Genomic DNA, 25,631 nt, shown 5'->3' with positions numbered 1-25,631 from the left:
CGCCCGGGAACAGCGAGCGTTATGACCCTACTGACACAGCCCGACCCCGCCGTTCGCCAGCTGGAGCACCTGTACCGCCTGCACCGGAGCTGGCTGCAGAAGTGGCTGCAGTCGCGCCTGGGCAACCACAGCGATGCCGCGGACATCGCCCACGACACCTTCCTGCGCCTGCTCACCGCGCCCGAGCACAGCCGCGAGAAGCAAGGCGGCTGGCAGCTGCAGGAGCCGCGCTCCTACCTCACCCTGGTCGCCAAGCGCCTGATGTCCAACCTGCAGCGTCGGCGCGCCCTGGAGGCCGCCTACTTGGGCGTGCTGGCACAGCAACCGCAGCTGCAGGCGCCCTCGCCCGAGGAACGCCTGCAGATCATCGAGACCCTGTTGAAGATAGACCTGCTGCTGGACGACCTGCCCGGCAAGGTGCGCAGCGCCTTCCTCCTGGCCCAGCTGGAGGGCCTGGGCTATGCGCGGATCGCCGAGCGCCTCGGCGTCAGCGAACGTAGCGTCAAGCGCTACGTCGCCCAGGCCCTGGCCCATTGCATCCTGGCCATGGAACCATGAGCCGCGCCGACGAAACCCTCACCCCGGAGATCGCGCTGGAGGCCGCCCGCTGGTACCTGGCGCTGCAGGAACAGCCGGTGGCGGAAACGCTGCTCGCCGACTGGCGGCGCTGGTACGAGCGGGACATCCGCCACCGCCACGCCTGGCAACGGGCCGAGAAGCTCTGCGGCATGCTCGGCAGCCTCTCCGGCCCGGCCGCCCTCGCCACACTGGACGCCCCCGTCGAAGCGCGCCGCCATGCGCTGAAGGTACTTTCCCTGCTGCTCCTGGCAGGCGGCGCCGGCGGCCTGGCCTGGACCACCCAGGGCCAGCGCTGGCTGGCGCAGGAGCGCACGGCCAAGGGCGAACGACGGCGACTGGCGCTACCGGACGATTCCCTGCTGCACATGAACAGCGACACGCGGCTCAACCTCCACTTCGACGAGAACCGGCGCAGCGTCGAGCTGATCGACGGCGAGATTCTCGTCATCACCACGGCGGACCCGCTGCGCCGCCCCTTCGTCGTCGTCACCGAGCACGGCGCGATGCGCGCCCTGGGCACCCGCTTCGATGTCTGCCGAACCGACGACCACACCCGGCTGGGCGTGCTGGAACACGCCGTCGAGGTGCGCCTGGCCGCTGCCGGCGATCCGCCCCTGCGGGTCGACCAGGGCCACCAGGTCAGCTTCAGCGCGCACCGCGCCTGGCCCGTCGAGGCACTGCCGCCGCACGCGGACGCCTGGACCGAGGGGCGACTGTACGCCGACGAGATGCCGCTGGGCCGGTTCCTCGCCGAACTGGAGCGCCATCGCCCGGGCTTCCTGCGCTGCGCGCCGGAGGTCGCCGACCTGAGGCTGTCGGGCAGCTTCCGCCTGGACGACACCGACGCCATCCTGCGCGGCCTGGCCGCCATCCTGCCGGTCGCGGTGCGTTTCCGCAGTCGCTACTGGGTGGTGGTCGAGGCCGCCTGAACATCGTTTGGCACCTTTTTCCCTTTCGCGTGTGAAACAGGCAAACAGAACGAAAAAGGATCTGCCATGCCCGCCCCCACTCACCACAAGCTGCTGCTCGCCGCCCTCATCGGCCTCGCCATACCAACCCTCGCGCCCGTGGCACTGGCCGAGCGAACCCAGGCCGACCAGGCGCCGCGCCACTACTCGATCCCGGCCGGCAGCCTGAGCCAGGCGCTCGACCACTTCGCCCGCGACAGCGACCTGAGCGTCATGATGGCCAGCGAACGGGTCCGCGGCCTGCACAGCCCAGGCCTGCAGGGCTCATTCGCGCCCGAGGAAGCGCTGGCCAGGCTGCTGGAAGGCTCCGGCCTGCGGGCGGTGCGCCAGGACGACCGGCACTTCCTGCTGCAAGAGATCGAGGACGCGCCCAAGGCACTGGAGCTGGACTCGCTGACCATCTACGGCGACAAGAGCCTGCGCAGCGTCGACGACAACCCCGCCAGCGTCAGCGTGATCGACCAGCAGCGCATCGAGACCGGCCGCATCCGCGACATGCGCGAGAGCTTCCGCCTGCTGCCCAACGTCAACGCCTCGCCCAGCCGGGGCAACAACAACGGCTTCACCATTCGCGGCATCAACTCCGAGGGCCTGTGGGGCGCCGACGGCAACCAGGCGCCCCTCAGCACCCTGTACATCGACGGCGCGCCCCAGTCCCTGGAAGGCGTGCGCCGAGGCCTGCGCGGCCTGTGGGACGTGCAGCAGCTGGAAGTGCTGCGCGGCCCGCAGACCACCCTCGGGCGCAACGCCATGGCCGGCGCCGTGGTGGTCAAGACCAACGACCCGACGCCCTACTGGGAAGGCGCCGCCCGCGCCTCCCTCGGCTCGGGCCACAGCCACGACGAGGCCGTGATGCTGTCCGGCCCGCTGACGGACGACCTGTCCTTCCGCCTGGCCGGCGAGAAGCTGTGGGAAGAGAAAGGCATCCGCTACAACCTAGACGAACTGCAGTACCTGCAGGAAGGGGAATACTGGCAGGGCCGGGCCAAGCTGCTGTACACGCCGTCGTTCGCTCCCGGCCTGTCCATCCAGTACGGCTTCGCGCGGGGCAAGGACGACCCGGCCATCACCTCGACCACCGACGCCCGCCATCGCCGCTACGTGATGAACAGCTCCGAGTACCACTGGCTGGAGACCCGCCTCAACGAGGTCGACAACCACGTGCTCGACGTGCGCTATCCGCTGAGCGACCGGCTGACGCTGGAAAGCACCACCACGTTCACCGAGACCCGGACCCACTTCAACACGCCGACCAACGTGTTCGTCCGCGACGAGCTGCGCGAAGACCGCGACCTGACCCAGGACCTGCGCCTGCGCGTCGGCCACGCCGACGACCGCCTCTCCGGCCTGTTCGGCGTGTTCTACGGCCGCCTGCGCCACAGCGTGGACTCGGAGATGAAATACCTGCTCGGCACCGACTACTTGCAGCTGCAGAGCCTGGAGGACCAGCTGGACCGCGACAACCTGGCGGCCTACAGCGACCTGGAGTACAGGCTCACCCCGCGCCTGAGCCTGCTGGCCGGCCTGCGCTACGAATACGAGAAGCACGACTACGACTTCCTCAACCGCCAGACCGATGCCCCGTTCACCGGCGATACCCGCTTCGACGCGCTGCTGCCCAAGCTGGGCCTGGCCTACCAGCTGGCCGACAATCACCGGCTCGCGCTGACGGCGACCAAGGGCTACCGCAGCGGCTTCATCGAGCGCAACCCGCAGTCCCGGGAAGCCTTCGAGGTCGATCCCGAGCACCTCTGGTCCTACGAACTGGCCTCGCGCAGCCACTGGCTGGACGACCGCCTGCGCCTGAACGGCAACCTGTTCTACTACGACTGGAGCGACATGCAGCACACCGCCACCGGCTTCTGCGACAACAACGGCGTGCCGATGCCCTGCGCGGTCACCCGCAACATCGGCAAGGCCGAGGCCTACGGCGCTGAGTTGAGCCTGGAGGCCACCCCGCTGCACAACCTGGACATCCGCACCGCGGTCGGCTGGCTGCGCACCGAACTGACCCAGCACCCGGAGCACGAGGGCAACCGCTTCCCCGAGGCACCGCAGTGGTCGGGCTCGCTGGAGGTCACCTACCGCTTCGCCGACCGCTGGTTCGCCGGCGGCGATCTGAGCTACAAGGACTGGTACTACAGCACCGGCTCGACCCTCAACGCCCGCGACCAGCGGATCGGCTCCCACAGCCTGACCAACCTGAGGCTGGGCTACGAGCAGGACAACCTGCTGGTGGTCGGCGAACTGCGCAACGCCTTCGACCGCCGCTACATCACCGCCAGCGACCAGCTCGGCGTGGACTACGTCGGCGACCGCCGCACGGCCAACCTGAGCGTTCAGCTGCGATTCTGACGCCCAGGCTCTCCGGGGCATGAAAAAGGCTATGGCCCCGTGACGGATTGGTGGCGCAATCCTGCTTTTTGTGGGAGCGGTTGGATTCCGATTGGCCGCGAAATTCGCGGATAAATCCGCTCCCACAAGGAAGGTATGCAACATTTAACGGGGACATAGCTATGAAAAAGGCTATGTCCCTGTTGCGTGTTGCAGACGCTACAGCTGCCCTGCGAAAACGGCCTGCCTGGAGAACCCGTGGGGAGGGTTAGGCCACAGGCCGTAACCCACCAGCGCAATCGACTGAGGCACCACGGTGGGTTACGCCGGCAAGCGGCTAAACCCAACCTACGCGCTCGCGGTCAAGCCTCTCTATCTGAGCTCTGCAGTTGCCTGCCCCTGGATTCCCGCCGGCGCGGGAATGACGGTTTCGGAAGAAATTAGAAACTCCACCCCCTACCTCGTCATCCCCGCGCAGGCGGGGACCCAGAAGGGGTCGGGGCACTTCAACCCATAACGGATACACAGCTATGAAAAACGCCGCGCTCCCGCAGCGAAGTCGCGGCGTTGGTAGGGTGCGCCGTGCGCACCAAGGCCCTGTACGGAGCTTGCCGGTGCGCATGGCGCACCCTACGCCGGACTACGGCGCGGGCTCGTCTTCCTCGTCCTCGTCGTTGCTGGCGCTGATCGCACCGAGGCAGACCAGTTCGTGCTCGCCTTCGGCATCGCACAGGCGCCAGCCGCCGGCAGCATCCGTCGCCACGGCGGCGGACACGGCGGCAGCGCTGAACTGCCAGACGCGGCGGACGCGGCCGTCCATGCACTCGACGCTGAGCTGCGGCTGCTCGCCGCTGGCCTGTTCGTCCAGTTCGAACTGCCAGGCGTGCAGGCCGTCGATCAGCAGCATGTCGGCGCCGCGCAGGGCATCGAGCAGGCTCATGCCTGCTCCTCCAGCCGGGCCAGGCGCTCTTCCAGCGCGGCGACTCGCGCCTCCAGCTCGGCGATGCGGCCTTCGTCTGCGCCGCCACGGAGAGCAGGGGCATCACTCTGGCGCGCGGCCAGCAGGGCCTCCAGGTCGGCGGCCTCGCCGAGCTGGTGCATGTAGCGCTCCTCCCGCTGGCCGCTCTGACGCGGCAGCAGGCAGGCCAGTTCGCGGCCGATCAGGCGCTCCAGCTGGTGCTGCACTTCGGCGGCGTCCTCGAACTGGTACAGGCGGTTGCTGCGGGTCAGCAGTTCGCTGATGGTCTGCGGCCCGCGTAGGAACAGCAGGCCGAGCAGGGTCTGCTGCGGCTTGACCAGCTCCAGCGCCTTGTCCACCCGGTGTTCCCAGCGGTCGGCGCGGCCGCCCATCACCAGGCGGGTGAAGCCGCGTCCTTCCAGAGCGCGCAGGGCCTGGCCGACCTGGCCTTCGGTGAGGTTCATCAGCGGCTCGCGGCTGGTCTTCTGGTTGCAGGCCAGGACCAGGGCGTTGACGGTCAGCGGGTAGGTTTCCGGGGTGGTGGCCTGCTTCTCGATCAGGCAGCCGAGTACGCGGATCTCGGTGGCGTTGAGCGGTTCGCGGTCTTCTGTGACGCTGGACATGGGCATTCCCGTGCGATGTGGAAGACACCTAGCCTGCCACGCCCGGCGTCTCCTGAAAACTCGCAGGCCACGACGCTTGAGCTGGCCGCCCAGGCTGGGTAAGTTGGCCGCTGTCGCCAGGAGAGCCACCATGCCCCACGCCCGCTCGCTGCTGTTCGCCCTGCTGCCGCTGTTCGCCGGCTGCCAGTTGTTCACGGTGTACGACCCGAAACCCGTCGTCCCGGCCCAGCGCCTGCAGGGCCAGTTGTCCGTCGAAGGCGAGCGGCTGGTGCTGCAGCCCTGCGGCGAGCAGCGGCGCATCGCCGTCGCCGGGGAAGGCAGCGCGCAGGCCCTGCGGGACGCTGGCGAGCTGCTCGCCGACGGCCACGACAGCCTGTTCGTCGACCTCCGTGGCTGGTCCCGCGGCACCCAGCAGGCGGGGCTCGACGGCGAGCTGCGGCTGGACCGGGTCTACCGCCTGCAGGGCGAGGGCCCGGGCTGCAACGAACCGGGCTTCGACCGGCTACTGCTGCGCGCCAGCGGCAATGAACCCGACTGGAGCCTGGGCGTGAGCGAGCGCGGCCTGGTGCTGCTGCGCCCCGGCCAGGAGCCGCTGGCGGTGCCCTACCTGGAGGAGCAGTTGCCAGGCGGCAGCTTCAACCTCAGCAGCGAGGCCAACGACCATCGCCTGGAGCTGTGGCTGACGCCGCAGCGCTGCGTGGACAGCATGAGCGGCTCGGTGCAGCACCTCAGCGCCGAACTGCGCCTGAACGGCGAGGTGCGCCGGGGCTGCGCCTCCTTCGGCGGCGCGCGCAGCCTCTGAGCGGCCCGCCTCGCTTTCGAAGGGCCGGGGAGGCGCCTATGCTGAGGGCGAACCCAGACAGTCGGAAACCACCATGCTGCGTATTGCCCTCAACGGTTACGGGCGCATCGGCCGTGCCCTGTTGCGTGCCTTGTTCGAGCGCGGGCTGCAAAGCCGGCTGCGGATCGAGGCGATCAACGAGATCGGCGATTTCGCCACCCTCGCCCACCTGACCCGCTTCGACTCCACCTTCGGCCGCTTCGGCGGCCAGGTCGAGCTGCACGACGACACCCTGCAGGTAGACGGCCAGCCGATCCGCCTGGTCAGCCAGAAGGACTTCACCCAGCTGCCCTGGAAGCAGCTCGCGGTGGACGTGGTGGTGGACTGTACCGGCAAGTCGAAGAAGCGCGCCCTCGCCGAACAGCACCTGGCCGCCGGCGCGGCGCGGGTGCTGCTGTCGCACCCGCTGGAGACGGCCGACCTGACCGTGGTCTATGGCGTCAACCACCACCTGCTGGGCGACCAGCGGATCGTCTCCAACGCCTCCTGCACCACCAACTGCCTGGCGCCGCTGGCCCAGGCGCTGCACGCCGGGGTGGGCATCCGCCAGGGCCTGATGACCACGGTGCACGCCTACACCAACGACCAGAACCTGCTCGACAAGACCCACGCCGACCTCTACCGCGCCCGTGCCGCCGCCCTGTCGATGATCCCCACCGCCACCGGCGCGGCGAAGACCATCGGCCTGGTGCTGCCGGAGCTGGAGGGGCGCCTGGATGGCCTGGCGGTGCGCGTGCCGACCGCCAACGTGTCGCTGCTCGACCTGACCTTCAGCAGCGAGCGCCCAACCAGTCGCGAGGCGATCGACGATCTCCTGCGCCAGGCCGCGCAACGGCTGCCGCCGGGCGTGATGGAGTGCAACGAGGTGCCGCTGGTGTCCGCGGACTTCAACGGCTACCCGGTGTCCTGTGTGGTCGACCTCAACCACACCCGGGTACAGGGCGACGATCTGGTCAAGGTGCTGGCCTGGTACGACAACGAGTGGGCCTTCGCCAACCGCCTGCTCGACGTCCTGCTGGCCTGGCCGGGAGCACGCGCCGCCTAGCGCGTGCGCAGGTAGCAGAGCGTGGTGCGCCGCGAACCGGCGGTGCGGCGCTGCGGGTCGGTGAAGGTCGCCACCTCGACGAAGCCGGCCTTGCGCATCATGCCCGCCGAGCCGGCGTTTTCCTCGTGGCGCTCGATGTAGATGTCGTGGATACCCAGTTCGCCGAGCCCGCGCACGGCCTCGCCGAGCAGGCGGCTGCCCAGGCCGCGGCCGGCCAGGTCACGGTGCACCACCGCCTCGCCGACGTAGCCCCGGGGCAGGTCGCGGCGCTCCACCGGCTGGTGGTGGGCGAAGTCATTGCTGGCGAGGAAGGTGACGAAGCCGGCCAGCGCGCCGTCCGCCCGCTCCGCCAGCACGGCCCGCACCGAACCCTCGGCGATGCCCCGCAGGTGCGCCAGCACGGCGTCCTCCGGCAGGTGGTTCCAGGGGTTGGGGCCGTGTTCGAAGATGAAGGCGGCCATGGCCGGGATGTCCGCGGCCTGCGCCGCGCGGTGTGTGAAGGTCTCGCTCATGGCCAGCTCCGCGGCATGTCGGGCAGGGCCTCGCCCCGCTCCGCGCAGGCGGCCACCCGGTCGATCAGCGGCGCCAGGTCGTAGCCCTGCTGCGCCAGCCAGGCGTCGCAGTAGTAGCTGGTGGCGTAGCGCTCGCCGCCGTCGCAGAGGATCGCCACAACCGAGCCGGCCTGGCCGGCCTCGACCATCCGCCGCGCCACCAGCAGCGCGCCGACCAGGTTGGTGCCGCTGGAGCCGCCGACCCGCCGACCCAGGCGCCACGCCAGGTAGTGCATGGCAGCCAGGGACAGGGCGTCCGGCACCTTGCACATGGCGTCGATCACCTGGGGCATGAACGAGGGCTCGACCCGCGGCCGGCCGATGCCCTCGATGCGCGAGCCGCAGTCCAGGGTCAGGCCGCGGTCGCCGCTGACGTAGCTGTCGAAGAACACCGAGCGCTCGGCGTCGGCGCACAGCACGCGGGTGGCGTGCTGGCGGTAGCGCACGTAGCGGCCCAGGGTCGCCAGGGTGCCGCCGGTGCCGGGGCTGGACACCAGCCAGGCCGGTTCAGGGAAGCGTTCGTGGCGCATCTGCTGGAAGATCGACTCGGCGATGTTGTTGTTCGCCCGCCAGTCGGTGGCCCGCTCGGCGTAGGTGAACTGGTCCATGAAGTGGCCGCCGGTCTCGCCGGCCAGGCGCACCGACTCGGCGTGGATGCGCGTGGGGTCGTCGACCAGGTGCGTCTGCCCGCCGTGGAAGGCGATCTGCGCCAGCTTCTCCTTGGCCGTGCCGGCCGGCACCACGGAGATGAAGGGCAGCCCCAGCAGGCGGGCGAAGTACGCCTCGGAGATGGCGGTGGAGCCGCTGGACGCCTCGATCACCGGCGCCCCCGGCCGCAGCCAGCCGTTGCACAGGGCGTAGAGGAACAGCGAGCGGGCCAGGCGGTGCTTGAGGCTGCCGGTGGGGTGGCTCGACTCGTCCTTGAAGTACAGCTCGACGCCGGGCAGGCCCGGCAGCGCCAGCGGGATCAGGTGGGTGTCGGCGCTGCGCTGGAAGTCCGCCTCGATGATGCGCAGCGCCTCGCGGGTCCAGGGACGTGTGTCGGTCATGCCATCACCTCAGTCGAGTATGCCGGCCGGCGCCGGGGCCGTGCTGCGCCACTGGCTCAATGCCACGCCGGCGAACACCAGCGCGGCGGCGGCGTACTGCGCCGGCGCCAGGCTCTCGCCCAGCAGCAGCGCGGCGAAGATCAGGGTGAACACCGGCAGCAGGTTGGTGAAACCGGACGCCTGGCTGGCCGGCAGCCGGCTGACGCCGAAGTTGTACAGGCCGTAGGCGCCCACCGTGACCACCAGGCCCAGGTAGATCACCGAGCCGATGCCGAGCACGCCGAACTGGCTCGGCAGCGGTTCGGTGACCAGCGCCAGCGGCAGGAAGAACAGCGAGCCGATGAACGCCTGCATGGCGGTGAGGACGAAGGGCGAGTAGCGCTCGCAGAGGAACTTCAGCAGCAGCGTGTAGCAGGTGGCGCAGAGTATCGCGACGAATTCGTAGAAGTTGCCGAGCAGCGGCGCCGGCGCGCTGGCGTCCGCCTCACCGGTCAGACTCAGCCAGATCGCCCCGCACACCGCCAGCAGGAAGCCGGCCCAGGTGCTGCGGGCCACCCGCTCGCGCAGGAAGACGAAGGCGCCCATCGCCACCATCAGCGGCAGCAGCGCGGTGATCATGCCGGCCTGGGTGGCGCTGGTGTTCTGCAGCGCCAGCGCCTCGAAGATGAAGTACAGGCAGGGCTCGCAGGCGGCCAGGGCGAGCAGATAGCGCCAGTCGCCACGGCGGTAGTCGAGGCGGCCACGCCAGCGCCAGGCCAACAGGAACACCAGGCTGCCGAGGAACATGCGGCCGAAGATCACCCACATCGGCGGCAGCTCGGCGAAGGCGAACTTGAGCGCGATGAACGAGCTGCCCCACAGGGCCATCGCCAGCACCAGGCAGGCCATCGCGAACGCACGTCCCTGCCGGGCCATCGCCACCTCCACTCAAAAGCCTGAGTGTAGGCGCCGGGCACGGGTGCCGACAGGCACAGCGGGCGGCGAAAACTGTGCGGGAGCGGTTGGGCGGCATTTCGATTGGCTTGCCAACCGCCATCGCGGCCGAGGCCGCTCCCACACACAGATAAAAGCGCTACTGCTCCCAGGGCTTGCCGCGGGTCTTCGGCTCCAGCGGCAGCTGCTGCAGCACCGCGGCCTTGGCCAGCATGTAGGCGCTGACCGGGGCGCTGATGAACAGGAACAGGCTGATCAGCAGCTCGTGCAGGCTGAGCCCGCGCTCACCCGCGCTGAAGAACACCAGCGAGGCCACGACCATGCCGCCAACACCCAGGGTGGTGGCCTTGGTCGGGCCGTGCAGACGTGTGAAGAAGTCCGGCAGGCGGTAAAGGCCGATGGCGCCGATCAAGACGAAGCCGCTGCCGAGCAGGAGCAGCGCGCAGACGAGGAGTTCCAGCCACAGGTTCATTCGATGATGTCTCCACGCAGCATGTACTTGGCCACGGCCACGGTGCTGACGAAGCCCAGCACGGCGATCAGCAGGGCGATCTCGAAGAACAGTTGGGTGTTCTTCCAGATGCCATACAGCACCACCATGGCGATGGCATTGATGTACAGGGTGTCCAGCGCCAGCACCCGGTCGGGCAGGCACGGGCCCTTGACCAGGCGCGCCACGGCCAGCAGCAGGGCCGCCGCGAGCATGACCAGGCTGATCGGGATCACGTATCCGAGCATGGGAAGATCTCCTTGAGCGGCGCCTCGTAGCGCTGCTTGATCTCGTCGATCATGGCCTGCGCGTCCGGCACGTCGAGGCCATGCACCAGCAGGGTACGGCGGTCGACGCTGAGGTCCGCGGCCAGCGAGCCGGGGGTCAGCGACACCACGCTGACCAGCACGCTGACGGCCAGTTCGTTATCCAGGTCGATCGGCACTTCGACGAAGGCCGGGCGCAGCTTGTCGATGCGGCCGAGGGTCAGGCGCGCCACCTGGAAGTTGGCGATCAGGATGTCGAAGATCACCAGGCCCAGGAAGCGCAGCAGCTTGAGCGGCTTCCAGCCGTGAGGGTGCTCGATCAGCAGGCGGTTGCAGGCCAGCGGGATGACCACCGCCAGCAGGCCGCCGAGCAGCCAGTGGCCGGGGGCGAAGGAGCTCATCAGGATCAGCCAGATCAGCAGCAGGAGCAGGCTCTGGGCCGGGTGCGGCAACAGGCGGTTCATGGTCGGCCCTCCTGGAGGATCGCCCGGTACGCCGCCGGGTCATGCAGTTGCGCGGCGGCGGCCTCGGTGTAGGCGAGCAGCGGCTCGGCCAGCACCACCAGCAGCAGGCAGCCGGCCAGCAGCAGCACGGTGGCGAATAGCCGGCCGCGGTCCAGCTCGGCGCTGTCCAGGCTGCTGGTGCCGACGCGCCAGAACAGGGTGCTGCCGGCGCGGCTCAGGGCCAGCAGCGCGGCGAAGCCGCCCAGCAGCAGCACGCTCCACAGCGCCACCGACGGCGCCGCGCGCAGCAGCAGGAGCTTGCCGAGGAAACCGGACAGCGGCGGCAGGCCGACCACGGCCACCGCGCCGAAGAAGAACAGCGCGCCGAGCAGCCCCGGGTGCTCCAGCGCGGCCCCCGGCACCAGGGTCGCGCCACGGCTGCCACGCTGGCGGGCGATGAGGTCGGCGAGCAGGAACAACCCGCCGGCCACCCAGGTGCTGTGCAGCAGGTAATAGAGCGCCGCCGCATGGGCCTCGGGCGTACCGATGGCCACCGCCGCCAGCAGGGTGCCAGCGGAGATCAGCACCAGGTAGGCCAGCAGCTTCTGCAGGCTGTCCGCGGCCAGGGCGCCGAGCGCGCCGAGCGCCACCGTGGCCAGCGCCAACGGCCAGAGCCAGGCCTGGGCCAGGTTGGCCAGTTCGCCGGCGTCGTCGCCGAAGATCAGCGTGCATACCCGCAGGATGGCGTAGATGCCCACCTTGGTCATGATCGCGAACAGCGCCGCCGCCGGCGCGCTGGCCGCGGCGTAGGCCCGCGGCAGCCAAAAGTGCAGCGGCAGCAGCGCCGCCTTGAGGGCGAACACCAGCAGCAGGAGCAGCCCGGCGGCGGCCAGCAGCGGCACCCGGTCGCCACTGGCGGCGGCCGCCCGCGCCGACAGGTCGGCCATGTTCAGGGTGCCGCTGACGCCATAGATCAGCCCCAGGGCGATGAGGAACAGCGCCGAGCCGGTCAGGTTGAGGATCACGTAGTGCAGCCCCGCCCTCACCCGCTCCGCGCCGCCGCCGTGCAGCAGCAGCGCGTAGGAGGCGATCAGCAGGATCTCGAAGAACACGAACAGGTTGAACAGGTCGCCGGTGAGGAACGAGCCGTTGATGCCCAGCATCTGGAACTGCAGCAGCGCGTGGAAGCGCGGGCCGAGGCGGTCGTCGCCGCGCACCGCGTAGATCGCCACGGCGCTGCCGAGCACGGCGGCGGCCAGCAGCAGCAGGGCGTTGAACCGGTCGAGCATGAGCACGATGCCGAACGGCGGGCGCCAGCCGCCCAGGGCGTAGACCCGCAGCGGCCCCTCGTCGGCCTGTTGCAGCAGGAGCAGCGCCAGCGGCACCAGGGCCAGCACGGCGAGCACCGACAGCGTGCGCTTGAGCCGCTCGTGGGACGGCAGCACCAGCAGCAGCGCGCCGACCAGCAGCGGGATCAGGATCGGCAGGATGATCAGGTGGTTCAACGCGGCCGCTCCTCGTCCAGGCGCCCGCCGGGCTGGCCATCGACATGGTCGCTGCCCAGGTTGGCGACGCCGCGCAGGGCGAGCACCACGACGAAGGCGGTCATGGCGAAGCCGATGACGATGGCGGTCAGCACCAGTGCCTGGGGCAGCGGGTCGGCGTGCGCGCCACCCTGCCCCAGCACCGCCGCGTCGCCGGCCAGCCGGCCCATGGCGAAGAGGAACAGGTTGACCGCGTAGGACAGCAGGGTCAGGCCGAGCACCACCGCGAAGGTGCGGGCGCGCAGCAGCAGGTACAGGCCGCTGGCGGTGAGCAGGCCGAGGGTCGCGGCGAACAGTGCTTCCATCAGTGAATCTCCTTGCTCGCGGGCGGGGACAGGGCGAGCTTGCCGATGTTGACCAGCACCAGCTGGGTGGCGCCGATCACGGTCAGGTACACGCCGAGGTCGAACAGCATGGCCGTGGCCAGTTCGAACTCGCCCACCAGGGGCAGCTCGAAGTGGCCGAAGGCCGAGGTCAGGAACGGCTGACCGAAGGCCAGGCTGCCGAGGCCGGTGAGCCCGGCGATCAGCACGCCGGCGCCGGCCATGCGCTGGTAGTCGAGCGGCAGCCGCTCCTCCATCCAGGCGACGCCGTTGGCGATGTACTGCAGGGCCAGGGCCACGGCGGTGACCAGGCCAGCGATGAAGCCGCCACCCGGCAGGTTGTGCCCGCGCAGGAAGATGAAGGCCGAGATCAGCAGCGCCAGAGGGAACAGCAGGCGCGACAGGGTCATCAGGATCAGCGGGTTCTTCGCCCAGGCCCAGCGGCGTCCCTGGGGATCGCAGGTCGGGTTGGTCAGGCGCAGGCCGTCGAGCATGGCGAAGATGCCCACCGCGGCGATGGCCAGCACGGTGATCTCGCCCAGGGTATCGAAGCCGCGGAAGTCCACCAGGATCACGTTGACCACGTTGGTGCCGCCGCCTCCGCTGACGCTGTTGGCCAGGAAGAACTCGCCGATGCTGGTCTCGTAGCCACGGGTCAGCACGCCGTAGGCCAGCATGCCCACCACGGTACCGCCGGCGCCGGCCAGGGCCACGTCGCGCAGCACCCGCAGGCTGGAGCTTTCGCGGGGGGTGACGGAGGGCAGGTAGTAGAGCGCCAGCATCAGCAGGATGATGGTCACCACCTCCACCACCAGCTGGGTCAGGGCCAGGTCCGGCGCGGAGAAACGGGCGAAGGCCAGCGACACCAGCAGGCCGGCGACGCCGAGGATCAGCAGCGCCACCAGGCGCTGGTGATGGTAGGCGGCGGCGAGCAGGCCGCTGCCCGCCAGCAGCAGCATGCCCAGCGTGGTGATGCCGTCGAGCGGCGTCAGCGCCCGCTCGCCCACCAGTTGCGGCATCGGCGCCAGAGTGACGACGGTGAGCACCAGGGCGCTGAGCAGCAGCAGGGCCAGGTAGCGCTGCAGCGAGCCGTTCTCCAGGCGCCCGGTGATCCACGCCGACGCGCCGACCAGGCGCAGCACCGCGCGCTCGAACAGGTCCTTGGCGTCCAGCTCCGGCAGGCCCTCGTACCAGCGGAACAGCGGCTTGCGGCCGATGTAGATGAGCACGCCGCCAACCAGCGCCACGCAGCTCATCATCAGCGGGAAGTTGAAGCCGTGCCAGACTGCCAGGCTGTATTCCGGCAGCGGGCCGCCCAGGCTGGCCTGCGCCGCCACCGCCAGCAGCGGCGCCACCGTGTAGGCCGGCAGCATGCCCACCAGCAGGCAGAGGAACACCAGGATCTCCACCGGCACCTTCATGTAGCGCGGCGGCTCGTGGGGCGGGAACTTGGGCAGGTTGACCGGCTCGCCGTTGAAGAACACGTCGTGGATGAAGCGCAGCGAATAGGCCACCGAGAACACCGCGGCCACGGTGGCCGCCACCGGGATCAGCCAGTTGAAGAAGCTGCCCAGCAGCGCCTGCTGCAGGGTCTCGCCAAAGAACATCTCCTTGCTCAGGAAGCCGTTGAGCAGCGGCACCCCGGCCATCGCCGAGGACGCCACCATGGCCAGCACGGCGGTGTGCGGCATGTACTTCCACATACCGTTGATGCGCCGCATGTCGCGGCTGCCGGTCTCGTGGTCGATGATGCCGGCGGCCATGAACAGCGAGGCCTTGAAGGTGGCGTGGTTGATGATGTGGAACACCGCCGCGACGTTGGACAGCGGCGAGTTGAGGCCCAGCAGCAGGACGATCAGGCCGAGGTGGCTGATGGTCGAGTAGGCCAGCACGCCCTTGAGGTCATGCTGGAACAGCGCCATGAACGCGCCCAGCAGCAGGGTCACCAGGCCGGCGCTGGCCACCAGCTGGAACCACAGGTCGGAGCCGGCCAGCGCCGGGTACAGGCGCGCCAGCAGGAACACCCCGGCCTTGACCATGGTCGCCGAGTGCAGGTAGGCGGACACCGGGGTGGGCGCCGACATGGCGTGGGGCAGCCAGAAGTGGAACGGGAACTGCGCCGACTTGGTGAAAGCGCCGACCAGCACCAGCGCCAGGGTCAGCGGGTACAGCGCGTGGCCCTGGATCAGCTCGGCCGAAGCCAGCACCACGCTCAGCTCGAAGCTGCCGACGATGTGGCCGAGCAGCAGGATGCCGGCCAGCAGCGCCAGGCCGCCGCCGCCGGTGACCGCCAGCGCCATGCGCGCGCCGCGGCGGGCGTCGCTACGCTTGTTCCAGAAGCCGATCAGCAGGAACGACGACAGGCTAGTCAACTCCCAGAAGGTCAGCATCAGCAGCAGGTTTTCCGACAGAACTACGCCGAGCATGGCGCCCATGAACAGCAGCAGGTAGGCGAAGAAGCGGCCGATCCGCTCACGTTCGGACAGGTAGTAGCGGGCGTAGAGGATCACCAGCAGGCCGATGCCGAGGATCAGCAGGGCGAACAGGAAGGACAGGCCGTCGAGGCGCAGCGACAGGTTGAAGCCCAGCTGGGTCAGCCAGGGCTGGGACACCACCAGCGGCTCGCCGGCGAATACCCGCGGCGCCAGCCACAACAGGATGCCCAGGCCCAGCAACGGCGCGACCGAGGTCGCCAGGCTGCTGGCCAGGCGCCCATGGCGCTCGAAGAGAATGGGAAGGAAGACGCCGAGAAACGGCAAGCCGACGATGAGCAACAGCTCCATGAATCTCCCCTGTCCCATGCCCCGTCCATGGCCGGATGGGGCGAATTGATCTGTCTCCTCGCGCGGCTCTGCCTCTGTCAGCGAAGGGTTCGCTGCGATTATCCATAACTATCAGGCACTAGCCATGGATAAATTATTACATTCTGCATATAACGACCGGCTTCAGCCGAGCATAGCTCAGGCGTCATCCGGCCAGGCGCGAGATGGCGTATCGCATAGGAGGGTCGAGACGGCGGCCAGGTTCAAACCGGCGACGCCGCGCTCGCGGGGACGGAGGCGCTACAGGCCCATCTGCTTGCCGATGATCTCGTTCATGATCTCCCGCGAGCCGCCGCCGATGGAGAGGATGCGGTTGTCGCGGTACAGGCGCTCCACCAGGCTCTCGCGCATGTAGCCCATGCCGCCGAGGATCTGCACCGCGTCGTAGGTGATGCGGTCGGCCACGTCGGTGGCGAAGTTCTTGGCCATGGAGATTTCCTTGATCACGCTCTTGCCGGCGGCCATCTTGGCGGCCTGGCGGTAGGTGAACTCGCGGGACACCTCCAGCTGGGTCGCCATCTCGGCCAGGCGGTGGCGGAGCACCTGGAACTTGCCGATCGGCTTGCCGAACGCCTCGCGCTCGCGGGCCCAGGCCATGGCCTCCTCCAGCGCCAGCTGGGAGGTCATGTTGGCCATCAGCGCCAGGCTCAGGCGCTCGCTCTGGAAGTTGGCCATGATGCAGGCAAAGCCCATGTTCTCGGCGCCGATCAGATTCTCCGCCGGCACTCGGCAGTCGTCGAAGAACAGCTCGGCGGTGTCCGAGGCCCACCAGCCCATCTTCTTCAGCGAGCGGCCGACGGTGAAGCCGGGGGTGCCCTTCTCCACCAGCAGCAGGCTGACCCCGCCGAAGCCCTCGCCGCCGGTGCGCACGGCCACGGTGTAGTAGTCGGCGCACACGCCGCTGGTGATGAAGGTCTTGCTGCCGGTGACGCGGTAGCAGTCGCCGTCGCGCACGGCGCGGGTCTTGAGGTTGGCCACGTCGGAGCCGCCGGAGGGCTCGGTCACCGCCAGCGCGGCGATCTTCTCCCCGGCCAGTACCTGAGGCACCACCCGGTCACGCACCTCGGGGTGCGCCCACTTGAGTACCGGCGGCAGGCCGATGTCCAGCGAGCCGAGGCTGGCGACCAGGCCGCCGGAGCCGGAGCGCATCAGTTCCTCGCTGGCCACCACCTTGGCGAACAGGTCACCCTCGTGGCTGCCGCCGAAGCGTTCCGGGTAGCCGATGCCGAGGATGCCGGCCTCGCCGGCCTTGCGGTAGAGCGCGCGGGGGAATTCCTCTGCTTCCTCCCAGTCCGCCACGTGGGGCAGGATTTCGCGCTCGACGAAGCGGCGTACCGAGTCGCGGATCAGTTGATGGGAATCGTCGAAGTATTCCTGAAAGGCGGACATGCGGGTGGCTCCCGTTTTGTTTTCCCGTCAACTTAACCGAGCGCTTGCTTGGTTTTCAAGCCAAACCGTACGTCAGCGTCGCCGGATGTCCCGCGCCACCTGCAGCTGCACGTCGTAGGCCGGACCTTCCACCGCCTCGAAGTCGCGGGTGTAGCGCTGGGCGAAGCCGGCGCTGCCCCACTGCCGGTACTGGCGGACGTGGTGCAGTTCGTGGGCCCAGAGGGCGACGTCCAGCTCGGCGTCCTCCTCGTTGCGAAACACCACCACGTCCACCAGGGTGACCGCCTGCACGTCCGGGTTCTGCAGCATGGCCGTGGCGACGTCCAGCTCCTCGTGGCCACCGACGCGGAACCGAACCGCGTCGAGCAGCTCGCGGTCGTAATAGGACAGCAGCTGCTCGCGGATGGGCGGCGGAACCGGCCGGGTGCCCCTGGACAGGGCCGTGGTGCGGGACTGCAGGATCCAGCGCTCGAGGGAAAGCGCGGCCAGGTTGACCACGTCCTCCTTCACCCGCTCGAACTCGGGCACGCACAGGCAGCCGTTGAAGCAGATTTCGACCTGCCCCGCGGGGCAGGCAGCGAACGCGCCGGGCGAAACGCCGAGGACGAGACACAGAGCGGCAAGCCGGAAAGGCGCAGGGATCACGGAGGGTCCAGGAAGGTTTTCGGGGGAAGTCGGGGCGCCATCTTGGCAGCGGATGGCCGCCGACGCCAGGCCGGTTCGGGGGACCGGCGCATCCGATCACGCTGCCAGGGAGAACACGCCATGCGCGCCATCTGGATCGCCCTCGTCACCTGCCTCGTGGCTGGCTGCGTGACCCGCGAGGACTATCGGCCACAGCCCATTTCCGAACGCGAGGCCTACGCGGTCATCACCGAGGTGGCACTGCAGCAGCCCGCCGCCCGCAGCCCCGACTCTGCCTACCTGGACAGCCGCTTCCTGGGCTTCCGCGACGAGCGCGAGGCGGTCGGCACGCCACAGGACATCCGCGAGCGCATCTACTTCAACTCGCTCGACACCATCTCCCTGGACCATGCCCTGCGCGGCTACCGGGTACGCCTGAACGGCCCCGGCGGCGACCTGCTCCGCGAATTTCGCGTGGCCGACCGCCACCAGGCGGAACGCTTCGTCGACGCCCTGCACTACTACCGTGACAATGCGCCGGCCTTCACCGGCCTGGAGTGACGCCTCAGAACTTCTGGGTGACGGTGGCCACCACGGTGCGCTCTTCGCCCAGGTAGCATGCGGCTTCCGAGTAGCAGGACGCCACGTAGTACTCGTCGGTGAGGTTGTTGGCGTTGACCCGCACCGAGGTGCCCGCCAGGCCGACGTGGCTCAGGTCGTAGCCGATCGCCGCGTCGAACAGGGTGTAGGACGGCACCTCGAAGTCGTTCAGGTCGCTGCCGTAGCTCTCGCCCACGTAGCGCGCGCCGGCGCCGAGGGTCAGGCCGGCCAGCGGGCCTTCCCTGAAGGCGTAGTCGGCCCACAGGCTGGCCATCTGCTCGGGGGTCTGGTACGGCGTGTGGCCCTTGGCGTCGACCACGCCGCCGAGGGCGTCGAAGACGAAGTAGGACTTGCTGTACTCCACGTCGTTGTAGGTGTAGCTGCCCATCAGCTGCAGGTTGTCGGTGACCTGCACCCGCGCCTCCAGCTCCACGCCGCGTGAATCGATGCCGCCGACGCCCTTGTACTCGTAGCTGTCGGTGAAGCTGTTCTCCTTGGCGAACAGGTTCTCCATCTCGATGGTGAAGAACGACAGGGTATACAGGTCGTCGGTGCCCGGCGGCTGGAACTTCAGGCCGGCTTCCCACTGCTCGCCGGTGGTCGGCTTGAGGATCTGCGCGCCGTCGGAGTAGTTCGAGGTCGGGTTGAACGAGGTGGAGTAGCTCAGGTACGGCGACAGGCCGTTGTCGAAGGCGTAGAGCACGCCGGCGTGGCCGCTGAGCTTCTCGCCGGTGTTGGCGTCCTTGGTGTTCTGCCGGCCGTCGTCGATGGACACGTCGTACCAGTCCTGGCGCAGACCGACGCTGAGGTTCCAGCCGCCCAGCTCGACCAGGTCCTGGAGGTACAGGCCGGCCTGCTTCTGGCGGCGCAGGGCGTCGCTGACGGTGGCCAGGCCGGCCAGGTCGTTGCGACGGTAGACCGGGTCGAACACGTCGATCGGGCCGACGCTGCTGTAGTCGCGGTCGTAGCGCACCTTGTTCTTCGAGTACTGGTAGTCGAGGCCGGCGACCACCGTGTGTTGCGCCGCGCCGGTGGCGAAGTCGGCCTGCAGCATGTTGTCGACGATCCAGGCGTGCAGCTGCTCCTCGCCGCCGCTGTAGCCGCGGTACAGCTCGTTGCTGTCGCCACCCAGGTAGCCGTTGGCCCAGACCTGGCTGTTCTCTGTGCTGGCGTCCAGGTAACGGAAGTTCTGCCGCGCGCTCCAGGTATCGTTGAAGCGGTGCTCCAGCTCGTAGCCCAGCATCTGCTGGGTGCGGGTGAATTCCTCGATGGCCGGGTCGCCCTCGAAGAAGCTGCCGGAGATGCGCTCGCCGTCGCGTTTGTGCAGGGTGCCGGAGGCCGGCACGCTGCCGTGGTAGCCGCCGTTCGGCTCGTGCTGCAGGTAGGCGTAGAGGTTGAGCAGGGTGTCGTCGTCGAGGTTCAGCGCCAGGCTGGGCATCAGCGCGTAGCGGGTCTCCTCGACGTGGTCGACCTGTACGTCGGAGTCCTTGGCCAGGCCGACCACCCGGTAGGCGACCCGGTCGCTGATCGGGCCGGTCACGTCGAAGGCGGTCTGCTTGTAGTCGTGGCTGCCGTAGGACAGGTCGATGCGGGCCGCCTGCTCGAAGTCCGGGCGCTTGGTGGTCAGCGCCGCCAGGCCGCCCGGGTTGCTGCGTCCGTAGAGCACCGAGGACGGCCCCTTGAGCACGTCGATACGCTCGATGAAGTAGGGGTCGATCTGCAGGCTGGTGAATGAGCCCGGGTCGCCCATGGACTTCAGGCCGTCGATGACGATGTTGTCCACCGAGCCGTCGTTGATCCCGCGCATGGCCAGGTAGTCGTAGCGGTGGGTGTTGCCGTAGGGGTTGGTGAGCACGCCGGCGGTGTAGCGGGTGGCCTCGGCGACGGTGCGCGAGCCCTGTCGCTCGACCTGCTCGCGAGTCACCACGGACACGGCCTGGGTGGTCTTCACCAGCTCCTTGCTGGTCTTGGTCGCCACGCTGCTGTGGGTAGCGTTGTAGCCGTCCATGCTGCCCAGGGCGTTGCCCAGGGCGAAGCCGTCGATCAGGGTCGCCGGCAAGGCCATGCTGGCGCCCTCGGCCAGCGGGCTCAGCGAGTAGCCACCGCTGGCGTCGCGCACCACCTGCAGGTCGCTGCCGCGCAGCAGCTGGGCCAGGCCCTCGTCCACCGAATACTGGCCCTGCAGGCCAGCGGTGCGCTTGCCGGCGGTCAGCTGGCCGTCCACCGCCAGCAGGATGCGCGCCTCACCGGCGAAGCGGCTGAGGGCGCCGGACAGCGGGCCAGCCGGAATGTCGTAGCTGCGCAGGCTGTGCTCTGCGTCGGCGGCGTGAGCCAGGCCGGCCAGGACCGGCTGCAGGGCGGCCAGCGGCATGGCCAGCGCGGCGGCACGAATGGCGCGGCGCAGGGCCTGGGAGGCCGGGCGTTGAGTATGGGTGGTGCGCATGGAAATTCCCCTGGGTCTGCGTGAGCGGGTGGGCGAAATCGCCCTTCTGCATCTGGAGCCAGGCGAGACGGAAAAAAGGGAACCGCACTGGTGAAAAAAACAGAGCCCGGAGAGGGGAGCGCTCCGGGCTCAAGGGGAAATCAGTCCAGGCTGGCACCGCGCAACAGGCGGCCGATCTGTTCCTGGGAAAAACCTCGATAGGCCAGGAAACGCGCCTGCCTGGCTTTCTCGCGCATGTCCGCCGGCAACTGACCGGAGAACCTGCGCAACCACAACTCTCGCAATTGCTCGCCCCAGTCGATGCCCGCCTCGCCGAGCGCCTGTTCGATATCGGGCCTGGGCAGGCCACGCTGGGCCAGCTCTTCGCGTATCCGCGCGGGACCATATCCGGCGCGGCCGCGGCTCGCGATGAAGCTCTCCAGATAGCGAGTCTCCGACAGCAGCCCCTCTGCCGCCAGTTGGTCGAGGGCGCCGTCGATCAGTTCCTGCGAGGCGCCGCGCTGACGCAGCTTGCGGCTCAGCTCGACCCGGCCATGCTCGCGCCGGGCCAGCAGGTCCATCGCGGCGCGGCGCACAGCAACCGGGGTATCGAGCATGCCGGTCACGTTTCAGCGCTCATGATCAGGAGCCGGCTTCGACGAGGTCGTCCTCGTTCATGATCAGGAGCCGGCTTCGACGAGGTCGTCCTCGTTTTCCTCGACCGTGCGGCCGGCGGAACTGGACACCAGCAGCTTGTCGCGGATGATCTTCTCGATGGCGCCGCCGATTTCCGGATTGTCTTCCAGGTACTTGGCGGCATTCGCCTTGCCCTGACCGATCTTGTTGCTCTGGTAGCTGTACCAGGCGCCGGACTTCTCCACCAGGCCAAGCTGCACGCCCAGGTCGATGATCTCGCCGGTACGGTAGATGCCCTTGCCGTACATGATCTGGAATTCGGCCTGGCGAAACGGCGGGGCCACCTTGTTCTTCACCACCTTGACGCGGGTCTCGCTGCCGACCACCTCGTCGCCTTCCTTCACCGCGCCGGTGCGGCGGATGTCGAGGCGCACGGAGGCGTAGAACTTGAGTGCGTTGCCGCCGGTGGTGGTTTCCGGGTTACCGAACATCACGCCGATCTTCATGCGGATCTGGTTGATGAAGATGACCAGGCAGTTGGCGTTCTTGATGTTGCCGGTGATCTTGCGCAGTGCCTGGCTCATCAGGCGGGCCTGCAGGCCGACGTGGGCATCGCCCATCTCGCCTTCGATCTCGGCCTTGGGCACCAGGGCCGCCACGGAGTCGACGATGATCACGTCCACCGCGTTGGAGCGCACCAGCATGTCGGTGATTTCCAGGGCCTGCTCACCGGTGTCCGGCTGTGACACCAGCAGGTCGTCGACGTTGACACCCAGCTTGCCGGCGTAGTCCGGGTCCAGTGCGTGTTCGGCATCGACGAAGGCGCAGGTGGCACCAGCCTTCTGAGCCTCGGCGATCACCGACAGGGTCAGGGTGGTCTTGCCGGAGGATTCCGGGCCGTAGATCTCGACGATACGGCCCTTCGGCAGGCCGCCGATGCCGAGCGCGATGTCGAGGCCGAGAGAGCCGGTGGAAATGGCCGGGATGGCCTGACGCTCGTGGTCGCCCATGCGCATCACGGCACCCTTGCCGAACTGCTTCTCGATCTGGCCCAGGGCAGCCGCCAACGCGCGCTTCTTGTTCTCGTCCATTTCCATCCTCACGTGATCAAAGGGAGCCTGTCGCTCGCCAACAACTGTATAAGTAGACAGTAGTATTCCACAAGGCAAGTCAGTCGCCTACCCCTGCAGGGGATTTTCTCCAGCCGTCAGTCGGAGCAGTCCGTCCAGCGCCCGTTGCACCGTCTGCCGGCGCACCGACTCGCGATCACCGCTGAACAGGCAACGCTCGGCGAAGCGCCGCTCGCCGTCGGCCCAGGCCAGCCAGACGGTGCCGACCGGCTTTTCCACCGAACCGCCCCCCGGCCCCGCGATACCGCTCACCGCTACGGCAAAACGCGCCCCGCTGCGGCTTTGCGCCCCCCGGGCCATCGCCTCGACCACCTCGCGACTGACGGCGCCTACCCGTGGAAACAGTTCTTCGGGCACGCCTAGCTGGGCGGACTTCTGCGCATTGGAATAGGTGACATAGCCGGCCTCGAACCAGGCGGAGCTACCGGCGATGCGGGTAATGGCCTCGGCGATGCCGCCGCCGGTGCAGGACTCGGCGGTGCTGACCTGGGCCTTCAGGCGCAGAAGCTGCGCCCCCAGCATCTCGGCCTGGCGGGTGATGGGGTCCATGGGCTCTCCGGTAAACGGACGGGAGCGCCAACCCTACACCACGGGCTGCGACGATTTCAGTCGGATCACGGATTATTCGGATGTCGTTCGCAACGCCACGACGGTGCAGCGTGCGATGAAACAGGATTGGGAAGGTATTCAGAGGAAGAAGGGGAGCATCCACCACGGCTGAGACTCGCGAAGCCAGCTGCAGTCGTCCATAAAAAGTGGCCGACCCACCGCTCGATAGGCCGACCCCAATCACGTCACTTTAGGATCGTCCTTAACCACCCCCTGTTGGACGCCGGATTGATAAATGGTTCACAAAGCCCAGGACCATCTGTCGGGCTGTGCCACCGTATCGAAACCCCGTCCCAGACAAGCGAAACGCCTTATATGGCGGCCGAGAATGCCGCCCTCCTACGCCATAAATGACAGCTGCGGTCTGAAGCACGGAACGCAACCGCTCATCTGCTGGCGCCCAGTGGGGCGTGATAATCTTCGCCATCGCCATGCGGGCATCCTCCAGGCCGACCAGCGCCGCCAATGCCTGCCCCACCACTTTCACGGATTTCTGTAAGCGACTGATGGCCAAGGAAAACTCTGATCTCTCCGCACACACTCCGATTGTGATAGAAAACCTCTAAGATGCTCTCAGAAATCCAGATTTAAGTCTTTTACTTTCAAATACTTACCAAACATACGCCCGACTGCGACCGAGCGCGAAATGGGCCTGAAATGGCATGTTTTGGCGGACAATTTGCCCCAGAATTGCCCCATAAAACACCCAATCAAATCAGGCCATATCTAGGCGTGTGTTGGCGTATTTGGATGACCTTCGCCAACCCCTTCTGAAGCACGCCACAGCAGGATCGACAGCTACGATCAAGCACGCTGGAGCAGGTTGTTCAGGGCTGCGTCCCATGACACTGTCACGTCGGTCTTCCCTGACCGCACTACACGCAAGCACCTAGAAACTATACCCGCAACGGGTATAGTCTGGAGATTCAGATGCCCCGTATTCTGAAGCTGAAGGACTTTGCACGTTGGCAAGCAAGCGAAAAGCTGCCCGACAATGCCTTGTGCAAAGCGGCTCAGGAGATGGAAAGCGGCCTGATTGACGCGGACTTGGGTGGTTTCCTTTACAAGAAGCGGGTTGCTCGTCCCGGCGGGGGTAAAAGCGGTGGTTACCGCACCCTGCTATCGGCTCGAATCGGCAGTCGCTACGTGTTCCTGCATGGGTTCCCCAAGAGCGACAAGGCAAACATCACTCAGGACGAGAAGAAGGCGTTGCAATTCGCAGGCAAATTGCTTCTTGAGCTATCCGCCGAGGCCTTGTCGAAGGCGCTACATGCAGGCGTGTTATTGGAGGTGCATTGTGAGCAAGATCATTGAGTCCCTGCGTGACGACCTAGCTAAGCTCCACGAAGTAGGAGCGATCGACAAGGTGACAATGCGCGAGTTCGACGCTATCTGCCCGCCGCCAGTACGGGAGTTCAGCGCTGCAGACATCAAACGCCTGCGCGAATCCTTAAAGTTCAGCCAGCCGGTGTTCGCTCTTCATTTACACACGTCGGCCTCAACCGTACGCAAGTGGGAGCAAGGCGACACCCACCCCACCGGGCCGGCCCTCAAGCTGCTCAATGTCATCGCCGACAAGGGCTTGCAGGCCATCATCTGAGCCGTATCAACGGAGACTCGGTAGTGGCAGCACGAATTCCCCCTTTTAGCTCACAACACCTTGAAGCCGCCTGCCGTGTTCTTGCCGATACCGCGCAAGGTCTGAGCGGTACTCAGATCGAGCGACTGCTCCAAGAGATCAAGGTGGCCGATACATCGCCCGGCATGACCAAATGGAAGAGGCTGTTCAATGCTTTGGCGGGCGCGCAGAACCAGCATCAGGCCGGCAACCACCTCATCATGTTCATTAACCGCGCGATGAGTCCGGTCAGTTACGCCAACGATCCTGGGACGTTCGCTTCGCGGCGCGATGAGCTTAATGTCGTGCTCGCGTTCTCGGGCTTTTCCGTGCGTGAGGATGGCAAGGTTGTCCATGCTGACAAGGCGGCCACACTGGACGAGGCCCGTGCGCGTGCCGGGCGGCTCAAGGCGGCGCTGGAAAGCCGCGCTGTACATACGGAAGTTTTGAACTACTGCCGCGCCGAGCTGATGGACGAGAACTACTTCCACGCGGTCTTCGAGGCGACCAAGGGTGTCGCCGAGCGGGTTCGGGGGCTGTCGGGGCTTACCGGAGACGGTGCCGACCTAGTGAACAAGGCATTCGCGGGCCAGCAGCCTGTTCTCGCCTTGGGACCACTCACCTCCGAGTCCGAAAAGAGCGAGCAAAAGGGCTTTGCCAACCTGCTGATTGGCCTGTTCGGCGCAGTGCGCAATCCGCTGGCCCATGCACCTAAGACGACTTGGCCCATTTCCGAACAGGATGCACTGGACATCCTGACGCTAGTATCGTTGATTCACCGTAAGCTGGATCGCACCACAAAAGTAGCTGCCGTATCGTCATAAGGAAAAGACC

At 67.6% G+C, this 25,631-nt stretch carries 26 protein-coding genes; 9 read left to right on the top strand and 17 right to left on the bottom strand.

Translation table 11 applies throughout. The features are described 5' to 3' along the window. Nucleotides 1-21 precede the first annotated feature (21 nt). From N7640_RS14640 to N7640_RS14630, 3 genes are all read left to right on the top strand, one after another. On the top strand, nucleotides 22-558 hold the full coding sequence (locus N7640_RS14640) for a sigma-70 family RNA polymerase sigma factor (protein ID WP_279903955.1): 537 nt from the start codon (nucleotides 22-24) through the stop codon (nucleotides 556-558). Then, nucleotides 555-1,508 carry a FecR domain-containing protein gene (locus N7640_RS14635; protein WP_279903956.1) on the top strand — a complete coding sequence of 318 codons (954 nt, stop codon included), beginning with the start codon at nucleotides 555-557 and terminating at the stop codon, nucleotides 1,506-1,508. Before N7640_RS14640 ends, N7640_RS14635 begins: the two co-directional genes overlap by 4 nt. 66 nt (nucleotides 1,509-1,574) lie before the next feature. After that, nucleotides 1,575-3,902 (top strand): TonB-dependent receptor, encoded by a 2,328-nt coding sequence (locus N7640_RS14630; RefSeq protein ID WP_279903957.1) that lies wholly within the window; start codon nucleotides 1,575-1,577, stop codon nucleotides 3,900-3,902. Between the two features lie 619 nt (nucleotides 3,903-4,521). Here the strand turns inward: N7640_RS14630 and N7640_RS14625 are convergent. Together N7640_RS14625 and N7640_RS14620 are read right to left on the bottom strand one after the other, a co-directional pair. Next, a complete protein-coding gene (locus tag N7640_RS14625; protein ID WP_279903958.1) occupies nucleotides 4,522-4,821 on the bottom strand; it encodes a DUF5629 family protein in 300 nt (99 codons plus the stop codon). Next, nucleotides 4,818-5,462: a DUF480 domain-containing protein gene (locus tag N7640_RS14620; protein WP_279903959.1), complete on the bottom strand. Its 645-nt coding sequence runs from the start codon at nucleotides 5,460-5,462 to the stop codon at nucleotides 4,818-4,820. The genes N7640_RS14625 and N7640_RS14620 overlap by 4 nt, the downstream gene beginning before the upstream one ends. A gap of 130 nt (nucleotides 5,463-5,592) precedes the next feature. On the opposite strand from N7640_RS14620, the gene N7640_RS14615 reads away from it, so the two are divergent. Both N7640_RS14615 and gap read left to right on the top strand, forming a co-directional pair. Continuing rightward, entirely contained in the window at nucleotides 5,593-6,264 is a 672-nt protein-coding gene (locus N7640_RS14615) for a hypothetical protein (protein ID WP_279903960.1), read from the top strand. A 73-nt stretch (nucleotides 6,265-6,337) separates the two neighbouring features. Then, the gene (gene gap / locus N7640_RS14610) at nucleotides 6,338-7,348 is read left to right on the top strand and encodes a type I glyceraldehyde-3-phosphate dehydrogenase (protein WP_279903961.1); all 1,011 of its coding nucleotides are present in this window, start codon (nucleotides 6,338-6,340) and stop codon (nucleotides 7,346-7,348) included. On the opposite strand, the gene N7640_RS14605 is transcribed toward gap, so the two are convergent. The 11 genes from N7640_RS14605 to N7640_RS14555 all read right to left on the bottom strand — a co-directional run bounded on the left by N7640_RS14605 (nucleotide 7,345) and on the right by N7640_RS14555 (nucleotide 17,686). Continuing rightward, on the bottom strand, nucleotides 7,345-7,860 hold the full coding sequence (locus tag N7640_RS14605) for a GNAT family N-acetyltransferase (protein WP_279903962.1): 516 nt from the start codon (nucleotides 7,858-7,860) through the stop codon (nucleotides 7,345-7,347). The two genes, gap and N7640_RS14605, sit on opposite strands and share 4 nt — an antisense overlap. Beyond that, a complete protein-coding gene (locus N7640_RS14600) occupies nucleotides 7,857-8,948 on the bottom strand; it encodes a PLP-dependent cysteine synthase family protein (RefSeq protein ID WP_279903963.1) in 1,092 nt (363 codons plus the stop codon). Before N7640_RS14600 ends, N7640_RS14605 begins: the two co-directional genes overlap by 4 nt. A gap of 9 nt (nucleotides 8,949-8,957) precedes the next feature. Further along, entirely contained in the window at nucleotides 8,958-9,863 is a 906-nt protein-coding gene (locus N7640_RS14595) for a DMT family transporter (RefSeq protein WP_279903964.1), read from the bottom strand. A gap of 157 nt (nucleotides 9,864-10,020) precedes the next feature. After that, on the bottom strand, nucleotides 10,021-10,353 hold the full coding sequence (locus N7640_RS14590) for a Na+/H+ antiporter subunit G (protein WP_220814405.1): 333 nt from the start codon (nucleotides 10,351-10,353) through the stop codon (nucleotides 10,021-10,023). Next, nucleotides 10,350-10,619: a K+/H+ antiporter subunit F gene (locus N7640_RS14585; protein WP_220814404.1), complete on the bottom strand. Its 270-nt coding sequence runs from the start codon at nucleotides 10,617-10,619 to the stop codon at nucleotides 10,350-10,352. The genes N7640_RS14590 and N7640_RS14585 overlap by 4 nt, the downstream gene beginning before the upstream one ends. Continuing rightward, nucleotides 10,604-11,101: a Na+/H+ antiporter subunit E gene (locus N7640_RS14580; RefSeq protein WP_279903965.1), complete on the bottom strand. Its 498-nt coding sequence runs from the start codon at nucleotides 11,099-11,101 to the stop codon at nucleotides 10,604-10,606. Before N7640_RS14580 ends, N7640_RS14585 begins: the two co-directional genes overlap by 16 nt. Then, a complete protein-coding gene (locus N7640_RS14575; RefSeq protein WP_279903966.1) occupies nucleotides 11,098-12,585 on the bottom strand; it encodes a monovalent cation/H+ antiporter subunit D in 1,488 nt (495 codons plus the stop codon). The genes N7640_RS14580 and N7640_RS14575 overlap by 4 nt, the downstream gene beginning before the upstream one ends. Continuing rightward, nucleotides 12,582-12,929 (bottom strand): Na+/H+ antiporter subunit C, encoded by a 348-nt coding sequence (locus tag N7640_RS14570; protein WP_220814401.1) that lies wholly within the window; start codon nucleotides 12,927-12,929, stop codon nucleotides 12,582-12,584. The genes N7640_RS14575 and N7640_RS14570 overlap by 4 nt, the downstream gene beginning before the upstream one ends. Next, on the bottom strand, nucleotides 12,929-15,730 hold the full coding sequence (locus N7640_RS14565; protein ID WP_279903967.1) for a monovalent cation/H+ antiporter subunit A: 2,802 nt from the start codon (nucleotides 15,728-15,730) through the stop codon (nucleotides 12,929-12,931). Before N7640_RS14565 ends, N7640_RS14570 begins: the two co-directional genes overlap by 1 nt. A 279-nt stretch (nucleotides 15,731-16,009) precedes the next feature. Then, a complete protein-coding gene (locus N7640_RS14560) occupies nucleotides 16,010-17,158 on the bottom strand; it encodes an acyl-CoA dehydrogenase family protein (RefSeq protein WP_279903968.1) in 1,149 nt (382 codons plus the stop codon). A 72-nt stretch (nucleotides 17,159-17,230) separates the two neighbouring features. Continuing rightward, entirely contained in the window at nucleotides 17,231-17,686 is a 456-nt protein-coding gene (locus N7640_RS14555) for a DUF4157 domain-containing protein (protein WP_279903969.1), read from the bottom strand. Between the two features lie 237 nt (nucleotides 17,687-17,923). On the opposite strand from N7640_RS14555, the gene N7640_RS14550 reads away from it, so the two are divergent. Further along, nucleotides 17,924-18,343 (top strand): hypothetical protein, encoded by a 420-nt coding sequence (locus tag N7640_RS14550; protein ID WP_279903970.1) that lies wholly within the window; start codon nucleotides 17,924-17,926, stop codon nucleotides 18,341-18,343. 4 nt (nucleotides 18,344-18,347) lie between these two features. Here the strand turns inward: N7640_RS14550 and N7640_RS14545 are convergent, their stop codons facing one another. The 4 genes from N7640_RS14545 to N7640_RS14530 all read right to left on the bottom strand — a co-directional run bounded on the left by N7640_RS14545 (nucleotide 18,348) and on the right by N7640_RS14530 (nucleotide 23,119). Beyond that, nucleotides 18,348-20,825, bottom strand: coding sequence for a TonB-dependent siderophore receptor (locus N7640_RS14545; RefSeq protein WP_279903971.1), 2,478 nt, complete (start codon nucleotides 20,823-20,825; stop codon nucleotides 18,348-18,350). Between the two features lie 140 nt (nucleotides 20,826-20,965). Beyond that, nucleotides 20,966-21,430, bottom strand: a complete 465-nt coding sequence (gene recX / locus N7640_RS14540; RefSeq protein WP_279903972.1) for a recombination regulator RecX — start codon at nucleotides 21,428-21,430, stop codon at nucleotides 20,966-20,968. 54 nt (nucleotides 21,431-21,484) lie between these two features. After that, a complete protein-coding gene (gene recA / locus N7640_RS14535) occupies nucleotides 21,485-22,531 on the bottom strand; it encodes a recombinase RecA (RefSeq protein WP_220814394.1) in 1,047 nt (348 codons plus the stop codon). A gap of 87 nt (nucleotides 22,532-22,618) precedes the next feature. Continuing rightward, the gene (locus tag N7640_RS14530) at nucleotides 22,619-23,119 is read right to left on the bottom strand and encodes a CinA family protein (protein WP_220814393.1); all 501 of its coding nucleotides are present in this window, start codon (nucleotides 23,117-23,119) and stop codon (nucleotides 22,619-22,621) included. A 990-nt stretch (nucleotides 23,120-24,109) separates the two neighbouring features. Between N7640_RS14530 and N7640_RS14525 the strand changes: the two genes are divergently transcribed. From N7640_RS14525 to N7640_RS14515, 3 genes are read left to right on the top strand one after another with little or no spacing between them, the layout of a single operon-like run. Next, a complete protein-coding gene (locus N7640_RS14525) occupies nucleotides 24,110-24,493 on the top strand; it encodes a type II toxin-antitoxin system RelE/ParE family toxin (protein WP_279903973.1) in 384 nt (127 codons plus the stop codon). Then, the gene (locus tag N7640_RS14520) at nucleotides 24,477-24,779 is read left to right on the top strand and encodes a DNA-binding transcriptional regulator (protein WP_279903974.1); all 303 of its coding nucleotides are present in this window, start codon (nucleotides 24,477-24,479) and stop codon (nucleotides 24,777-24,779) included. The genes N7640_RS14525 and N7640_RS14520 overlap by 17 nt, the downstream gene beginning before the upstream one ends. A gap of 23 nt (nucleotides 24,780-24,802) precedes the next feature. Then, a complete protein-coding gene (locus tag N7640_RS14515) occupies nucleotides 24,803-25,621 on the top strand; it encodes a TIGR02391 family protein (RefSeq protein WP_279903975.1) in 819 nt (272 codons plus the stop codon). The last annotated feature ends 10 nt before the right edge of the window (nucleotides 25,622-25,631 follow it).

The organism is Pseudomonas sp. GD04015, assembly GCF_029837675.1.
Lineage (GTDB): Bacteria > Pseudomonadota > Gammaproteobacteria > Pseudomonadales > Pseudomonadaceae > Aquipseudomonas > Aquipseudomonas paralcaligenes.
The sequence above is the reverse complement of the archived record's forward strand: the minus strand, read 5'-3'. Positions and strand labels throughout refer to the sequence as shown.

Coding starts and splice junctions, on each gene's coding strand:
- N7640_RS14570 (WP_220814401.1), bottom strand. CDS start 12,929: ATGGAAGCACTGTTCGCCGCGACCCTCGGCCTGCTCACCGCCAGCGGC.
- N7640_RS14630 (WP_279903957.1), top strand. CDS start 1,575: ATGCCCGCCCCCACTCACCACAAGCTGCTGCTCGCCGCCCTCATCGGC.
- recA (WP_220814394.1), bottom strand. CDS start 22,531: ATGGACGAGAACAAGAAGCGCGCGTTGGCGGCTGCCCTGGGCCAGATC.
- N7640_RS14615 (WP_279903960.1), top strand. CDS start 5,593: ATGCCCCACGCCCGCTCGCTGCTGTTCGCCCTGCTGCCGCTGTTCGCC.
- N7640_RS14550 (WP_279903970.1), top strand. CDS start 17,924: ATGCGCGCCATCTGGATCGCCCTCGTCACCTGCCTCGTGGCTGGCTGC.
- N7640_RS14565 (WP_279903967.1), bottom strand. CDS start 15,730: ATGGAGCTGTTGCTCATCGTCGGCTTGCCGTTTCTCGGCGTCTTCCTT.
- N7640_RS14620 (WP_279903959.1), bottom strand. CDS start 5,462: ATGTCCAGCGTCACAGAAGACCGCGAACCGCTCAACGCCACCGAGATC.
- N7640_RS14530 (WP_220814393.1), bottom strand. CDS start 23,119: ATGGACCCCATCACCCGCCAGGCCGAGATGCTGGGGGCGCAGCTTCTG.
- N7640_RS14590 (WP_220814405.1), bottom strand. CDS start 10,353: ATGAACCTGTGGCTGGAACTCCTCGTCTGCGCGCTGCTCCTGCTCGGC.
- N7640_RS14595 (WP_279903964.1), bottom strand. CDS start 9,863: ATGGCCCGGCAGGGACGTGCGTTCGCGATGGCCTGCCTGGTGCTGGCG.
- N7640_RS14545 (WP_279903971.1), bottom strand. CDS start 20,825: ATGCGCACCACCCATACTCAACGCCCGGCCTCCCAGGCCCTGCGCCGC.
- N7640_RS14640 (WP_279903955.1), top strand. CDS start 22: ATGACCCTACTGACACAGCCCGACCCCGCCGTTCGCCAGCTGGAGCAC.
- N7640_RS14605 (WP_279903962.1), bottom strand. CDS start 7,860: ATGAGCGAGACCTTCACACACCGCGCGGCGCAGGCCGCGGACATCCCG.
- N7640_RS14560 (WP_279903968.1), bottom strand. CDS start 17,158: ATGTCCGCCTTTCAGGAATACTTCGACGATTCCCATCAACTGATCCGC.
- N7640_RS14580 (WP_279903965.1), bottom strand. CDS start 11,101: ATGAACCGCCTGTTGCCGCACCCGGCCCAGAGCCTGCTCCTGCTGCTG.
- N7640_RS14600 (WP_279903963.1), bottom strand. CDS start 8,948: ATGACCGACACACGTCCCTGGACCCGCGAGGCGCTGCGCATCATCGAG.
- gap (WP_279903961.1), top strand. CDS start 6,338: ATGCTGCGTATTGCCCTCAACGGTTACGGGCGCATCGGCCGTGCCCTG.
- N7640_RS14635 (WP_279903956.1), top strand. CDS start 555: ATGAGCCGCGCCGACGAAACCCTCACCCCGGAGATCGCGCTGGAGGCC.
- N7640_RS14625 (WP_279903958.1), bottom strand. CDS start 4,821: ATGAGCCTGCTCGATGCCCTGCGCGGCGCCGACATGCTGCTGATCGAC.
- N7640_RS14525 (WP_279903973.1), top strand. CDS start 24,110: ATGCCCCGTATTCTGAAGCTGAAGGACTTTGCACGTTGGCAAGCAAGC.
- N7640_RS14585 (WP_220814404.1), bottom strand. CDS start 10,619: ATGCTCGGATACGTGATCCCGATCAGCCTGGTCATGCTCGCGGCGGCC.